This window comes from Candidatus Angelobacter sp., from assembly GCA_035607015.1.
In the GTDB taxonomy this organism is placed as follows: Bacteria; Verrucomicrobiota; Verrucomicrobiia; order Limisphaerales; family AV2; genus AV2.
Genome location: DATNDF010000301.1, coordinates 1 through 15684 on the forward strand (window position 1 = coordinate 1; position 15684 = coordinate 15684).

The following is a 15684-nucleotide window of genomic DNA, read 5'->3' on the forward strand; positions in this document are numbered from 1 at the left end:
TTGGAGATTTTGTCCACCAGATGGACCGGCAGGCGGATGGTCTTTGACTGATTGGCCAGCGCGCGCTTGATGGATTGCTTGATCCACCAGGCGCCGTATGTGGAAAGCTTGCCGCCCTTGGCCGGGTCGAAACGCTCGACCGCCTTCATCAGGCCGATGTTGCCTTCATTGATCAAATCGAGCAGCGGCAGCCCCAGACCTTCGTAATCATGCGCAATTTTCACAACCAGGCGGAGATTCGCCTTGATCATCTGCTCGCGGGCCTTCTTATCACCCTTCTTGATGCGGGCCGCGAGTTCGATCTCCTCCTGCGGCGTGAGAAGTTTCACCTGCCCGATCTCGCGCAGGTAAAGTTTGATGGCGGTGTCGCCGTCGTAGGAGGAGCGCTCGCGGGCCGCGATCACGACGGCCGCTCCATCTTCACGCGGCACCTCCGCGCGGACAGGCGCAGGGCCGCGAACCGTGATCCCCGCCACCGCCGGCTTCCGCCGCGCGAGCCGGAAATTCCGTTTCGAGCGCGTCTTTTTTTGTGAAGACGGTCCGGGTTTCTTTTTCGCCGCCATAATTTCCGTTTCCACGTTAGTGCACCGACCCACCTGCGCAAGCAAATTAGCTGGGCGCGCCTGTTTCGACGGTGGCGCCCCGAAAAACTTTTGGGCCGCACTTGAATTTTATTGAGCGGGAAGGACGAAAAGGTTTTGCGGCCGCACGTGGACCGTAAGGGACCCGCCGACGCTGCGGATCTCCTCCGGGTTTTGCTCGAACGCCTTGATGACGATCGCGGGCGAAAGTCTCAACTCATATTGCTCGATTTCGCCCTGGTAAGTCACCAACGCGACGGTTGTCGCCAGTGAATTGCATTCCCCGGCGCCAATCTCCACCGCCTCTGAGCGAAAGCCCAGCCAGACCTTGCGGCCGGCGTCCAGGCGGGTGAGGGACCGGGCGCAAAATACACCGACCTCCGTCTTCAACCGCGCCTCGCCGCCGGACTGGTCCTGCACTTCCGCAAGGAGCCAGTTCGTTTCACCAATGAAATCAGCAACAAAACGGCTTGCAGGAGCGCGGTAAACCGTGCGGGGATCGCCAATTTGCTCGATCACACCTTCGCGCATGACCGCCATGCGACCGGCCAGGGAAAGAGCCTCCTTCTGATCGTGAGTGACGTAAATCGTGGTGATCCTTGTTTGTGCGTGGATGCGGCGGATTTCCTCCCGCATCTCCAGGCGCAATTTTGCGTCGAGATTGGAAAGCGGCTCGTCCAGCAGCAGCACGTCGGGCTTGACAACGAGCGCGCGGGCCAGTGCCACGCGCTGCTGCTGGCCGCCGGAAAGCTGATTCGGACCGCGACCGGCGTACTCCTCCATCCGCACGATTGCGAGGGCCTCCGCGACGCGCTGTTTCTTTTCACCGGAGCTGATGCCACGAACGTCGAGACCGTACATCACATTTTCCGCCACGGTCATGTGCGGCCAGAGCGCGTAATTCTGAAAGACCATGCCGGTGTTGCGCCGGTGCGGCGGCACGCCGTTCATCGGCCTGTCCCCGAAGCACACGCGGCCGTCGTCCGGTTCATAAAAACCGGCGACCAGACGCAGCAACGTCGTCTTGCCGCAGCCCGATGGCCCAAGGAGGAAAAAAAGCTCCTCGTCCTGCACCTCGAGTGAAATGTCCCTGAGAACAGGTGTGTCGCCGAATCTTTTGGCCAGATTTTGAATTGAAACGCGCATCGCCTGCTGCCGCGCTCAAGCGTGCGCGGTCCCGTCGTCGGCGGCCAAGCCGAAGCCCGTGCCTACATCAGTTTTCTGTATTTTTGCTGCGCCCAGGTTTGCCATTCGATTTTCTTTTGGTTGCGCGTGACCGCGTCTTTCCAGGGGCCCGCTGAAAGCCGCAGCGCTTCATCCTCCGTGACCGGCACGCTGCCCAGTTCCGCACGGTCGATCGCGGATGCCCCCCGCCGGATCACGGCGCGCCAGGCGGTCTGCAATTCCGGAAGCGTGTCAACGAGCAGCGCGCCCGCCAGCGCGGCGACCACCTCGCGCCGCTCGCGCGACAGCCGTGCATCGTACACGAAGTTCTGTTTCAATTCGAACGGCGAAAACTCGATGTTGCTCACGTGCGCGTAACGCTTGTACAGGTCGGGACGCACCGGCATGCGCTCGATCGAATACTTCTGCGGCCCTTCGGGATTCCCGCGCGGCAGAAACCAAAGCTTTTGTCCCGCGTCGCCGAGCGCGAAGTCAACGAAATGTTGCGCCGGCGCCAGATTCGGGGCGCCTTTGAGAATCGCGAGGCCGTCCGGGCTGATGGCGGTGAAATCCTGCGGCAGCGCAAAGGTCATGTTGCTCCGGCCCGCCACGGCGATCTGCGCAAACGCGTAAAAATCGATTGCGAAAGCGCAGGCGGTCTCCCCGAGCGTCACGTTTTTGGCAGTGGTCGAGGAGATGGCGTCGAACCCGCGCGCGTTGCCGGCGATTTCGGTCAGCAATTGCCAGCCGTGTTCCCAGCCGTACGCCTGGAGAAACGCCTCGAACATATTGTTCATCGTCGCGCTGTGGCGCGGATCACCCACGCCCACCCAGCCGCGCAGCTCCGGCCCGGCCAACTGTTCCCAACGCGTGATGAACGGCAGATTCATCCGGTGTTGCACGAGCCTGTTTTGCAAAATGCCAAAGCTGGACAGCGCAGCGCCATACCAGCGGTGGCCGGGATCATAGACTTCGATGCCGTTAAAACTCTGCGGGATGCCGGACAGGACTTCCTTCGGCGGCTCGTAAGGCAGCGCAAGCTTTCTGTCCGCCAGCAGGAGGAAGGGCTCGGAACCGCCCCCAAAAAAAAGATCGATGCCGATACCGGCCGGCTTGGCGGCAAATTCGGATTGTACGAAGCGCAACGCGTCTGCCGTCCCGCCCAGGTCGCGCCACTCGACAGCAGCGCCTTCGCCGAATTTTTTGCGATGCCATAGATCAAAGCCGCGGCCAAACTCATAGCGGATGGCCTCGTTATGAGGAGAAATAATGACGACTCTGCCTTCGGCGACGGCAGCGTTTGAGAAACGGCAGAGAAAAGCGAGCAAACCTGACAGTGCCAATGCACGAAGGTGAATCCGTCGGAAAAATAGCCCGACCCGGCCGGCTCGCCACATGAGCGGGAGCATAGAAAATGCGCCCCGCAACTTCAAACGCAAATGGAAGCGGCAAAGTTTAATCCGGTGTCTTGCAGGCGCCCAAACACGGCTCAATCACGGTCATCGCCTCGCGCGATCAGGATGAGATGGAGCAGCTGAAAGATAGCGGCTACCATTCCCGCCACGTAAGTCAGCGCCGCGGCATTCAACACCCGGTCGACCGCTTCGTGTTCGCGATTGTCAATCAGACCGAGACGCACCAATTGTTGTTTGGCTCGCCGGCTGGCGTCGAATTCCACCGGGAGCGTGATTATCTGAAAGAGAGTGATAATCGCGAACGCGGCGATTGCGATGCCGATGATGCTTTTCAGGAAAGGCAGGCCCGCAACCATTCCTCCGAAGCTGATCCACATCGCAGCGGTGCTGGCAAATTGCGCGACAGGCACGATTGTCTGGCGGATTTGCATTGGCGTGTACGCGACCTGGTGCTGAAGCGCGTGCCCGGCCTCGTGCGCCGCTACTCCAACGGCAGAAATGGAGTTGCCGTGAAAATTTTCAGATGAAAGGAAAAGCGCCCGCTTGGTCGGATCGTAATGATCCGTCAGCCGACCGGGCACCTCTTGAACCGGAACGTCACGCAACCCCGCCTCGTCAAGAATTTCACGCGCCGCGCCGGCTCCTGTCACGCCGCGCAATGCCGCCACCCCAAGGTACCGGCCATAGGAGGAGCTCAGTCTGATCTGGGCATAGAGGCCGAGCACTAGACCGGGAATCATCATCCACCACCACTTATCCAAAATCATCATTCCAAACATCATCATTCAAAACTCGTTTCACTCCTGCATACGACACTTTGTCATTTTGTCAACCTTCCCTGACTTCAGTAGTCTCGTCCGATTCCACCGTCATGATTGTTTTGGAGGCCACGTCGATTTCGAGCAGTGGCGGTGCACCAGGTCCGACGGAAACCTCCCTGACGGCCGGTCACGATTCAAATGGAGCAACGCCTCCGGTCATACTTCGAGGGCCTTCTCAAATTTCGTAAGGTTGCGTGGGCTGTTCGCGGTAATGTGCGCGACGTCCTCCAGACGCACGCCGCCCAATTCGGGATAATACAGGCCGGGTTCAACCGTCACAATCTGGCCGGCACGCAGGAAATCGTTTGAAGCCGCGCTGATCCGCGGGGTTTCGTGGATTTCCAGTCCCAGGCCGTGGCCGGTCCCGTGGAAGAATCCCTGCATCCGACCGTTATGGCGGCCGGTCTGGTATCCTTCGGCGTCGAAGAATTCCATCACCGTTTTGTGCACCTCCGCTCCCGGCACGCCGGGCTCCATTTTCTCGAACGCGATTTCCTGGGCGCGCGCGACGGCGTGATAAAGTTTGCGCACAGCCTCGGCGGCGCGGCCCTTGACGACCGTGCGGGTGATGTCGCCGAAGTAACCGGTCTTTTGCGAGCGCGGAAAAACATCAATGATGATCGGCTCGTGCGCGCGCAGGACGCCGTGGCCCTGCTCGTGAGGATCGCACCCCTGTCGGCCCCCCGCGACGATGGTGTGGCTGGCGAGACCTCCGGCCTGGATGACGGCGATGTCAATGATGGCCCGGAGTTTTTCCGACGTGAGCGGCACGTTATGGTACGTGAGCCGCCGGTTTTTGCCGATCCGCGCGTTCTTCAATGCCTGAATGCCTTCGGCCAGCCCGACCTCGGCCATTATCAATGCCGCGCTGACCTTCTTGACCTCCTCCGCCGATTTGAATTCGCGCTCCGGAAAGAAGTGGCCCTCCTTCAACTTCGTCTTGATCTTCAGACGACGGAGATCCCGCGCCAGACCGTGCGGAAAACTGCCCGGTACGAACACTTTTTTGATTCGTTTCTCCCGCAGGATCTGACGCACAACCGCGGCAAAACCCTGCGACTTTGCGCCCTGCTTTTTGAGTTTTTTCCCGTACTGGCTCCAGGAGAGGACGCGGCAATGGCGCGCCTGTTTGCGGGCGCGATCGATCTCCAGATCGTTCATGACGATGTGGGATTTGCCATTGATGCGAAGATAAATGAAGGGATCCGGAACGAACATCTGCACCGCGTAGAGCATGTTGGCGTCATGCTCGCTGTCAGCCACCATCAATAGATTATCGCGCTTCATCGACGACTCCCGCCAAGGCAACGCGACCTTTCGTACGCACCTGCGCTGAAAACGCCGCGACCCGCCGAAACGAAACGCGGGGACTCTAGTCAGCGCGGGAAAAGCTGGCAAGAAGAAGAACGGCCGTCCTCCGCGCCGACGGTGCGAGTTTTCTCCGCGACGTCGCGCGCTTCAGTGGAAGACGGTCGGCGACAGAAAATAGAGGCGGCCCACCTGGAGCTTCGGGAGCTGCATTCCCAGATCAATCTTCAACGAGCGACCTTCCGATTCACCGAACAAGCGGAAGAGATTTCCCAGGTCGAAGGGTCGTTCGTATTGCACGAGATTGGCGTTGCCGATCTTTGCAAGATCTCTGGCCCGTTCCACGGCGGCGTCGAAGTTGCCGAGCTCATCTACAAACCCCAGTTCGTACGCCTGCTTGCCGGACAGCACGCGCCCGTCTGCATAATCCTCCCAGTTGGCGGCCAGTTTGCGGCCTTCGTCACCATTTTGCTTGTTGGCGCGTTGGCGGCCCTCGGCCACCACCTTCTTGAAGCGCTGAAACGTTTCGTCGATCAGCGACTGTATCATCTGCCTCTCTTCAGGCAGGATTTCCTCGTCATTTTTTTCGCCGCTCAGCATGTCCTTGAATTTGCCGCTCTTGAAGACCTCCGGCCGCACTCCAACCTTGTTCAGCAGGCCCCGGTAATTGTAGCTGTGCATGATGACGCCGATACTTCCGGTGATCGTGAGTTCGTTGGCCACTATCCATTGACACGGAGCCGAAACATAATAGCCGCCCGACGCCGCCAGCCCGCTCATCGAGGCCACGACCGGCCTTTTATATTCCTTCTGAAAATCCGCGATCGCGCGATAAATGTCGTCTGAAGCGAGCACCTCACCCCCCGGCGAATCCACTCGCAAAATGACGGCTTTAACCGCGTCATCTTCACCCGCCAGGCGCAGCTGGTCGGTGATCATGTCCACCAGACTGCTGCCACTCCGGTCCCACGGTTCACTGCTGATGATTCCGGTGATATCGAGGAGGGCAATCTTGTTCTTCGAATGATTGTTCTCGTACGTGACTTCCTCCAGATGCTCACGTGACTGCCGGCCCGCGCCTGTTTTCACCGTCACGCTTCGCACCAAATGCCGCAGGTTGGCAAGGACGCTGACCGCGAGCAAAACCCCCAAAACAATCGCGAACTTCATCCATCCACTCCCGCGGCGCGGAGGACGAGGGGGTGGAGGCGGGGTTATAACCGGGGGCGGAGCCGTCGGCGTGATCGGAGGAGGCAGTTGCGTTTGTGCGGCCAGCACGTCGTTGTCCATATTGGCGGAAAGTACCGCATGGATTTGACACGAGCAAGCCGGATTCGTCGTTCTTCGTTCGCCGCAAGAAGAGGCTGTTACGGACCTCCGCTCTGCCCCAATGCTGCTAGGTCCTCGGGTTACTCGTCGAAACCGCACCAGCTCGCTTCGAAACGTAATCTGGCCCGCTCGTGCCAGCATCGTTCAACTCATCGCACCAATCCAGACCGCGCGAGCCTCCGGTGTTTGCCCCATTGCGCAAAAGGGGCGCGACGCCTTGAATTAAAACATGTTGCTGGCTTTCACAGAAGCGGATCACTGGCGACCGGGAATCGGCGATCCGACGGTCATGGGGTGGATAACCGTCGCGGCATACTTCACCGTCGGGGCGCTTTGCTGGATGGCTGGAAACAGCGACCGGCGCGCGCATCCACAGTCCGGCTATTCAGCTCACCCGCGACTATGGTTCGGATTGGCGGCGTTGTTGACGGTGCTCGGATTCAACAAACAACTCGACCTGCAAACCTGGTTCACGCTCGCGCTCAAGTCAGTCGCCAGGGCCGGGGGTTGGTACGAGGAACGCCGCGTTTTCCAGGCCTTGTTTATCTGAGCCATGGTCCTCTTCGGCATTGTCGGGCTCGCGATTTTGTGCCTTCGGCTCCGGAAAAGTCTGCGGGAAACCTCCGCCGCGCTCGTTGGCAGCGCGTTCCTGACATGTTTCGTGGTGATCCGCGCGGCGTCATTTCACCATGTGGACCAAATGATTGGACTGAGCATCGGCGGATTCAGACTGAACTGGGTGATTGAATTGGGCGGAATTTTTTGCATCGGCCTGGCAGCGTGGAGGAATTGGAGACACAAACGACCCGTCGAGCCGGCGTGCCGCAGTTTCGTCTGGGTTAGAAAGCCTGAATCGGCCTGGAGAACGAAATAGTTTCGGTGGCACGCGCCCGGGGACCGCACCTGTTACGCTCTGAAAAATCGTTCTCCGAAATCGCTCTCCGTGTAAAATGGGGAAATGAATCATCGTTCCAAGGTCTCACGGCGCGCTTTTCTGAAAACTTCCCTGGCGGCGGGCGCGGCCGCTTCGTTACACGACCTTTCGTTCAAATCATTTGCTGCTGGCGCGCCCGGGGTCTCGCCAGGTCAGCAGACCGCGCCATCATGGGTGGACAAACCGATGCGCTGGGCACAGCTCACACTCGTGGAGGACGACCCCGGCAAGTTCGATCCACAATTTTGGCTGGATTACTTCAAACGCACGAGGTCGGAAGCTGTCTGCCTCAGTGCAGGGGGTTGCGTCGCGTACTACCCCACGAAGATCCCTTTTCACCACCGCAGCCAGTGGCTCGGTAGCCTGGACCCGTTCGGCGATCTGGTAGATGGTTGCCGGAAGCTCGGTATGGTCGTCATCGCCCGGACGGATTCCCACGCAACCTATGACGATGTCCGCAACGCGCATCCGGATTGGATCGCGGCGGAGGCCGACGGCAAGCTGCGTCGTCATTGGGCTTCTCCCGAAATGTGGGTGACCTGTGCTCTCGGCCCTTACAACTTCGAATTCATGACCCGGGTCAAAAAAGAGATCATGGCGGATTATCAGGTGGACGGCATTTTCATTAATCGTTGGGACGGATCCGGGTTGTGTCATTGCGAACACTGCGTGAAGAATTTCAAAGATGCCGCCGGTTTGGACCTGCCGCGCACCAGCGACCCGCGGGATCCAAGCCGTCGCGCGTATATTGTCTGGCGCCAGCAACGCCTCTTCGATCTCTGGCAGCTGTGGGACAGTGAGGTCCGCAAGATCAACCCGGGTTCGTGCGTGATCCCCAACACCGGCGGCGGCGCGACGAGTTCGCTCGACATGAGGAAAATCAGCGAACTGGCGCCCACGCTCATCGCGGATCGCCAGGCCCGCCGTGGCCTCGCCGCTCTCTGGGAGAATGGAAAGAATGGCAAGGAGTTTCGCGCCGCCATGGGACGCAAACCAATCGTTGGCATCTTCAGTGTCGGCCTCGAAGAACCCTATCGATGGAAGGATTCGGTGCAGGATGAAGCAGAAATCAGGCTCTGGGTGGCGGATGGCGTCGCCAACGGCCTGCGCCCGTGGTTCACCAAATTCGGCGGCGTGATCCACGACCCGCGCTGGCTGAAACCCGTCGAAAATCTCTACCGCCGTTACGCGAGCTGGGAGAGATACCTGCGCAACGAACAATCGCTGGCCCGCGTGGGAATGGTTTATTCTCAGCAGACGGCCTGGTTTTACGGGAACAAGGTTGAGGATCACACCCTCGGCTGGTACCAGGCGCTTATCGAGGCACGCATCCCGTTCGAGATGGTTCATGATCACCTGCTTGACGCGAAGCACGTCCGCCAGTTCAAAACACTCATCCTGCCAAACATAGCGGCTCTCTCCGATGCACAATGCGAACGGCTCCGAGAGTTTGTCACCGGCGGCGGCGGTCTCATTGCCACTTACGAAACGAGTCTCTACGACGAATGGGGCGCAAAACGCGCGGATTTTGGGTTGCGCAACCTGTTCGGAGTTTCATTCAAGGGCCTCACCGAAGGTCCGATGCACAACTCCTACCTGCGCCTGGAACACCAGTCCTCTCACGGTCATCCCCTATTGAAGGGTCTCGAAGACACCCCGCGCATCATTAACGGAGTGTGGCGGCTGGAAGTCGAGGAATCGCTTTCTTTTCCCGAGCGACCGGTGACCCTGATCCCATCCTATCCGGACCTGCCGATGGAAAAAGTTTATCCTCGTGTGCCAAAAACCGACACGGCGGAAATCTATCTTCGCGATTTAACTCGCGACGATCAGGCCGGCGGTCGGGTCGTTTATTTTCCCTGGGACATTGACCGCACGTTCCGGGAGGTCCTGTGCGTTGATCACTTCAAACTCCTACGCAACGCGGTCGAATGGGCCACGGATGAAGAGGCGCCTGCAACGGTGAGCGGAGCCGGCGTTCTCGACGTAACCGTCTGGCGTCAGAAGTCCTCACTGACCGTGCACCTCGTAAATCTGACGAATCCAATGATGATGAAGGGCCCTGTTCGCGAATTGATTCCTCTCGGTCCGCAAAGAGTTCGCATTCGCATTCCGAACGGCGCGAAAGTCCGGCAAGTCCGCCTCCTGGCCGCCGGTGGAACCCCGCGCATCCGGCGCAACGGTCATTCCCTGTCCGTAACCGTCCCATCAATCCGCGACCACGAGGTGGTCGCGGTCGATCTGTGACGGGAAGATTCGCGCCCGGGGCCCGCCCGCGCACGGCAAAAAATCAAGCCGGCTCCGGCTCCGGTTCTTCGGGTCCGAGGAAGCCTTGCAACTGCCGGGCCCGGGTTGGATGACGCAGTTTGCGCAGCGCCTTGGCTTCGATCTGACGGATCCGTTCACGCGTGACCTTGTACTGCTTGCCCACCTCTTCGAGTGTGCGCACGTACCCGTCCAGCAGGCCGAAGCGCAGTTCGAGCACCTTTCGTTCACGCTCCGTCAAACTGCCGAGCACATCTGCCAGCTTGTCCTTCAAGAGGTGATAACTCGTCATCTCCGAAGGATTTTCCGCAGACTTGTCCTCGATGAAATCGCCAAAACTCGCGTCGCCTTCGTCACCGACAGGCGCCTGGAGGGAGATGGTCTGCTGCGCCATTTTCAAAATGGCCTGGACACGCTCGACCGGCAGACGCATTTCGTCGGCGATTTCCTCCGGAGTGGCCTCGCGCCCGAACTCCATCATGATCTTCTTCTGCACGTGCATGACCTTGTTGATTACTTCGATCATGTGCACGGGGATGCGGATGGTGCGGGCCTGGTCGGCAATCGCGCGGGTGATGGCCTGCCGGATCCACCAGATTGCGTACGTCGAAAATTTGTAGCCGCGGCGGTACTCAAACTTCTCCACGGCCTTCATCAGACCCATGTTGCCCTCCTGAATCAAATCAAGAAATGAGAGGCCGCGGTTGACGTACTTTTTGGCGACGGAAACGACGAGCCGCAAATTCGCCTCGACCATTTCCGTCTTCGCCTGGTGCGCTTTCGCGGCAAAGTGCTTCAGCCGGGCGTAGGCTTCGAGGTAGGCCGGCTGTGGCATGCGCACGAAGCACTCCAGGGCGCGCATTTTCGCGCGTTCAGAGTCAAGCAGCGAGCGCGCACTGACCGACTTCGCGCGACGCTCCAGCTCGTGAGCGGCGCGCAGGCCGGTTTGCATTTTGTCGTGCACGTTTTCCGCGACAAGGATCATCTCATCGATCACCTTCGGTTTGAAACAGAACCGGACGAACGTCTGCTGCAACTTTTGGTCGAGCTTCTGCAGCCGGGCGAGCAGGCGGGCGCGACCGGTCTTGCTTCGGGCGCTTTGCCAGTCGGCGAACTTGTCGTCCACACGCGAATCCAGCGCGCGCACTCTTTTGACCAGCCGGCGCAGTGTCCGCAAATGGCTGTCGCGCAAGGGAAGTTTGGCGTCCAGAATCACGCGATCGAACCTCTCCTTCGGGGGTTCAGTGATCAGTTTCTCCGCCAGCGCGATGTGTTCCTTCGCGGCGAAGCCCAGACCATAGAGAATCCTTTTCACCTCGCTCTCTGCGTCTTCTATTCGCTTGCAGATCGCCACTTCCCCCTCCCGAGTCAGCAACGGCACTTTCCCCATCTGACTGAGGTACATCCTCAGCGGATCGTCAAGTGAGTCGAGCCGGGACTCTTCTTCAGGTTCCTCGGTCCTTGGTTGCTGAGCACGATCCACCTCCGATTGGTCGATGATCTCGATGTCGAGATTGCCCAGCGTGCGATAAATCTCTGCGAGTCCTTCAGCGGAAATGAGCGTCTCAGGCAGCGCTTCATGAACGTCGTCGAAAGTCAGATAGCCCTGTTCCCGCGCCAGCCGGATCAGATCCTTGATCTTTTCGCTCAAGTCCGCGCCGGACTGGCCTTTGATCGAGCCGAACATCCGTTCGGCGTTCGCAAGGGCGGCGTCCGACAAAAAACGAGGCTCGGGTTTGTTGTGACCGTTGGCGCCGTTCTTCGGAAGCGTCTTCAAGGCGTGTTCCAGTCCGGCGCGTGCCGGCTTCAGCGCATCCAGAGGCGCGATTCTCGGTCGCTTGGGGGCCAGCTTGATTTTCGCCTTCGGCACCCGGCTGCCGGCCTGGAGCTTGGTGATCAACTTCTTTCCTGACGATCTATGCATAGTTTTCACATGTGAAACCCGGTCACGCATGAGACGATAAACCCAGACCAACGCCGCAAAACCACCGACCCTCACTTAAAGTCTCGGGTCCCTGCAGACCAGCAATCGAAGCCCTGTAATCTCGAATTCAACTGCAAGATGATAATACACGCATTCCCCGGCGAAACAAACGACTAAACTTTACCGCCTCAAAACCAACAAGTTGCGAATCAAAACCAGGCCTCTGAAATCGAATTTCCGTGGTTGGACAGGAATTGCCGTCGGAACATTCAAAAATGACTCCCTCTCGTCTCGTAGGTTTGCCAGCTGACAAGCCCCCGGCCGCACCGCAGTCATGGAGCAACGAAAGACCGCAGCCGCCCTGAATCCTTCGTCGTTCATGCCCGAAGCCCGATTTGGTAGATCGTGTCGGCGGGCAGACCATGTGGCCGGAGATACGGCGAAACGTTTCCGGCGTGAGGACGACAACTCCGTGCTTGCGCGAAGTAGCATCTCCGGGTGAGTTACGCGCTGCTTTCGATGGCCCGCCTGATCAACAGTTCATTGTTGCTGCGCTTCTACCGCGCCGGCGTGCTGTTGGTCATGGTGGCGGTCGTCCGACAACAGTCCCGCTGGCTTGAAGGTCAGCACGCGTCTTCCATCTCCATCCGCCAGGCGCGGAAATTTTTCCCTGCAGCGAACCGGGTCCAACTTCGCGATCCGGACCGTGGCCTGTACTTCGTCACCGACGCCCGCAATGACACCATTGGATGTCTGCTCACAACCTCTCCGCAAACCGACAACATCATTGGTTACTCCGGTCCGAACAATCTCCTGATAGCGCTCGACTCGCGCGGCGCGATCGCCGGCGTTGAGTTGCTGCGGTCCGGCGATACAAAGGAACACGTGGAAAAGGTAAAATCCGATCCGAACTTCCTGCGTTCGTTCATCGGATGGAAACCCGGTTCCTCATCGTTGCCGAAGATCGAAGGGGTCAGTGGCGCCACCCTGACCAGCTTCGCGATCGCCGAAAGCGTTCAGCAACGTCTCGCCGGAGCAGCGCCCTCGCTGCGATTTCCAGACCCGGTCGCGCTGTCGGAAGTCCGGAACTTGTTCACGAATGCAGCGCGCCTCGTGCCCGATCAATCGCGCCTGCGAGCGCTCGACGCGATGGGCCGCCTGCTCGGTTTTGCGATCCGCACATCTCCGCAGGCGGACAACGTGTCCGGTTATCGCGGTCCAACCGAATGTCTCGTCGCTCTCGCGCCCGACGGTCGAACCGTCGTGGGGCTGCGCCTTAGCAAGAGTTACGACACGGATGCCTACGTGGACCAGATCCGCCGGGCGGAACCGTTTCTTAAAACGTTCATCGGCCGTTCCGTCGAAGAACTTGCGAGCCTCGGGGCCCCGGCAAAGGACAACGTGGAAGGAATTGCCGGCGCCACACAGACCGCCCGCGCTGTCGTGGAAGGAGTGCGCAGCCATTTCGAGTCTGTGATCGAAGCGCAATCGCAAGCGGTCCGCTGGAGGCCCAAACCACGCGATTGGGCGCTCGCAGGGGTGGTTCTGTGTGCCCTGCTCATGTCATTTACCTCGCTTCGCGGCCATCGATCGATCCGCATGGCGTGGCAGCTTGTGCTGGTTGCCTATGTCGGACTCCTGAATCACGATCTTTTATCGCTTGCGCTCTTCGGTGGGTGGGCGACCAGCGGCATGGCGATCAAAGCCGCACCTGCCCTGGCCTTGCTCGCGGTCGCAGCACTGGTCGTGCCCTGGACCTCGCGTCGCCAGCTCTACTGCCACCAGATCTGTCCACACGGTGCTGCACAGCAGCTTCTCGGGAAGGTGTTCCGCCAACGCTGGGCCCTGCCGTCGAATCTGGCCCATGTGCTGGAATCTGTTCCTGCCATTTTGCTTGGTATTGGGCTGGTGACGTTGGTGTTTGGGTGTCAATTGAATCTTGCCAGCATCGAACCGTTCGATGCGTGGGTCTGGCGGACCGCTGGCGCAGCCACACTCGTCATCGCCATTGTTGGGCTGGCGGCATCGTTGTTCATTCCACAGGCATACTGCCGGTTCGGCTGCCCAACCGGCGCGCTGTTGAACTTTGTCCGTGCCGCTGGTTCCGCCGACCGCTGGGGACGCCGTGATTGGACCGCGCTCGGTTTTCTGGCGGCCGGGTTCGCCGCGGTCGGCATCGTTCGCGCCTGGCCGCGCGCCGAACAACCGCCCGAACCTCTGACTCTGACGGGTCGCACCATGGGCACGACCTGGTCCGTAAAAATCCGTGATGAAGTCGCGGACCCCGCGATTGTCAACAAAGTCATCGTGGACGAATTCGAGTGGGCGGAAAACATGACGTCACACTGGCGCACGAACACCGATATTTCGGAGTTCAACCGCACCGCCACCACCAATGCGATGCCAGTACCGTGGCCGGTGCTGACGCTTTCACGATGGGCGGCCGACATCAGCCGCCACACGGGTGGCGCTTATGACATTACGGTTGGACCGTTGGTGAACCTTTGGGGATTCGGCCCGGCTCATCGGCACACCGAGCCACCCACGGACGCGGAAATCAACGCGGCCCTGCCTGCGGTCGGCTGGCAAAAACTCGAAATTCTCGACGGAATGTTGCGCAAGCGGCACCCGGCGCTCGAAATCGACCTTTCCAGTATTGCGGTCGGCTGGGCCATAGATCAAGTCGCCCAAAACCTCGAACGCCGCGGCTACACCAATTTTCTCGTCGAAGCCGGCGGCGAGCTTCGCGCCCGTGGACGCTGGACCATCGCCGTCGAACACCCGACACGGATCTGCACCCTGACGAACGAGTCCATCGGCACTTCCGGAACATATCGCCGGAATTTCAAATCAGGCAGCCGCGAGTATTCCCATTTGATCGACCCGCACACGGGCCGCCCCATTACGCATCACACGGTGACTGTCAGCGCGCGCGCGGACGACTGCGCCCATGCCGATGCCTGGGGCGCAGCGTTGAACGTGCTGGGAGTCGAAACCGGCCTCCCTTTGGCGGAACGTCTCAACCTCGCCGCTCGATTTGTGACCGAAAGAACGGATGGCACACTCGAGATCAGGGAGAGCAGCGCCTGGAAAAAGCGTGAACTTCTGGCCGGTCCGCCGCCTGCCGCGCGGCGATAGCGAGACGGACCGCAAATCATGACCGGACCGGGGCGACGCCCTTGATGTTTCGGCCGACCGGTTCATTCGGCGCGCAGGATTGCGCACGTTTTCAACCGCGGACCGTGCAGACCTAAACTACTTCGCACCTTGGAAACAGTAGAGTGCCTGTTCGCTGCGGATGTAAATCCGATCCCGCCCGATCGCCGGCGTGGCGTAAATCTTCTCGTGAAATTCATGCGACGACATGATTTTCCATTCCCTTCCGCTCTCGACGACCGTAACGACTCCTGGTTCGCTGGCGAAATAGACTTTGCCGTCGCCCGTCACCGGTGATGCAAAATAGCTGCCCACGCCACCGACACGCTCCTCCGACAGGACCTGACCGCTCGCGGCATCCAGTTTCGTCACGATGCCGCCATCCTTGACCATCCACAGGACGCCGCGGTCGAGCAGCGGCGTGGCGACGTAGGAAACGCCACGCTGGTATTTCCAGACCACGGCGGTGTCCTTCAACTCGCCGCGGCCCTCCGGCCTCAACGCCAGAAGGGCGTTTTGCGCGCGACGAAAAACTTCGGCGTGACGCTGCCACTCCTTTTCATCGAGCGTCCCGTTTTGATCGAGGTCCATCCGGTAGAACCGGTCGAGCACCTCGCGGTCGTCAACCTCGGTCCTGGACAATTTACCGTCATGGTTCCTGTCCCATTTGGCGAGCGCGGTCGGCCACGGATCAAGCGCCAGCCGCCGGCCGGCATCGCCGCCGGGCGCCCACGAAGCCATGTAGATCATTTTGCCGGCCGGCACCGGCGTGGGGATGACGATGCGC

Annotated in this window: 11 protein-coding genes; 3 read left to right on the top strand and 8 right to left on the bottom strand. The window is 59.9% G+C overall.

All coding sequences use genetic code 11. From position 1 onward, the window contains the following. The 6 genes from VN887_12020 to sppA all read right to left on the bottom strand — a co-directional run. On the bottom strand, positions 1-563 hold a 563-nt coding region (locus tag VN887_12020; protein ID HXT40730.1), incomplete at its 3' end, for a sigma-70 family RNA polymerase sigma factor. Between the two features lie 108 nt (positions 564-671). Beyond that, positions 672-1727, bottom strand: a complete 1056-nt coding sequence (locus VN887_12025; protein ID HXT40731.1) for an ABC transporter ATP-binding protein — start codon at positions 1725-1727, stop codon at positions 672-674. 62 nt (positions 1728-1789) lie between these two features. Continuing rightward, entirely contained in the window at positions 1790-3154 is a 1365-nt protein-coding gene (locus VN887_12030) for an ABC transporter substrate-binding protein (protein ID HXT40732.1), read from the bottom strand. 80 nt (positions 3155-3234) lie between these two features. Continuing rightward, positions 3235-3945 carry a zinc metallopeptidase gene (locus VN887_12035; GenBank protein HXT40733.1) on the bottom strand — a complete coding sequence of 237 codons (711 nt, stop codon included), beginning with the start codon at positions 3943-3945 and terminating at the stop codon, positions 3235-3237. A 192-nt stretch (positions 3946-4137) separates the two neighbouring features. After that, positions 4138-5268 carry a Xaa-Pro peptidase family protein gene (locus VN887_12040; protein ID HXT40734.1) on the bottom strand — a complete coding sequence of 377 codons (1131 nt, stop codon included), beginning with the start codon at positions 5266-5268 and terminating at the stop codon, positions 4138-4140. Positions 5269-5439: 171 nt separating this feature from the next. Continuing rightward, positions 5440-6459 carry a signal peptide peptidase SppA gene (gene sppA / locus VN887_12045; protein HXT40735.1) on the bottom strand — a complete coding sequence of 340 codons (1020 nt, stop codon included), beginning with the start codon at positions 6457-6459 and terminating at the stop codon, positions 5440-5442. Positions 6460-6847: 388 nt separating this feature from the next. Between sppA and VN887_12050 the strand changes: the two genes are divergently transcribed. Next, positions 6848-7168 carry a hypothetical protein gene (locus VN887_12050; protein ID HXT40736.1) on the top strand — a complete coding sequence of 107 codons (321 nt, stop codon included), beginning with the start codon at positions 6848-6850 and terminating at the stop codon, positions 7166-7168. A 408-nt stretch (positions 7169-7576) separates the two neighbouring features. Beyond that, positions 7577-9799: an alpha-amylase family protein gene (locus VN887_12055; GenBank protein ID HXT40737.1), complete on the top strand. Its 2223-nt coding sequence runs from the start codon at positions 7577-7579 to the stop codon at positions 9797-9799. A gap of 43 nt (positions 9800-9842) precedes the next feature. Here the strand turns inward: VN887_12055 and rpoD are convergent, their stop codons facing one another. Then, positions 9843-11741: an RNA polymerase sigma factor RpoD gene (rpoD, locus tag VN887_12060; protein ID HXT40738.1), complete on the bottom strand. Its 1899-nt coding sequence runs from the start codon at positions 11739-11741 to the stop codon at positions 9843-9845. Positions 11742-12239: 498 nt separating this feature from the next. Here rpoD and VN887_12065 point away from each other — a divergent pair, with 498 nt between their 5' ends. Then, entirely contained in the window at positions 12240-14879 is a 2640-nt protein-coding gene (locus VN887_12065) for an FAD:protein FMN transferase (GenBank protein ID HXT40739.1), read from the top strand. A gap of 117 nt (positions 14880-14996) precedes the next feature. Here VN887_12065 and VN887_12070 read toward each other — a convergent pair. Then, on the bottom strand, positions 14997-15684 hold a 688-nt coding region (locus VN887_12070; GenBank protein ID HXT40740.1), incomplete at its 5' end, for a PQQ-binding-like beta-propeller repeat protein.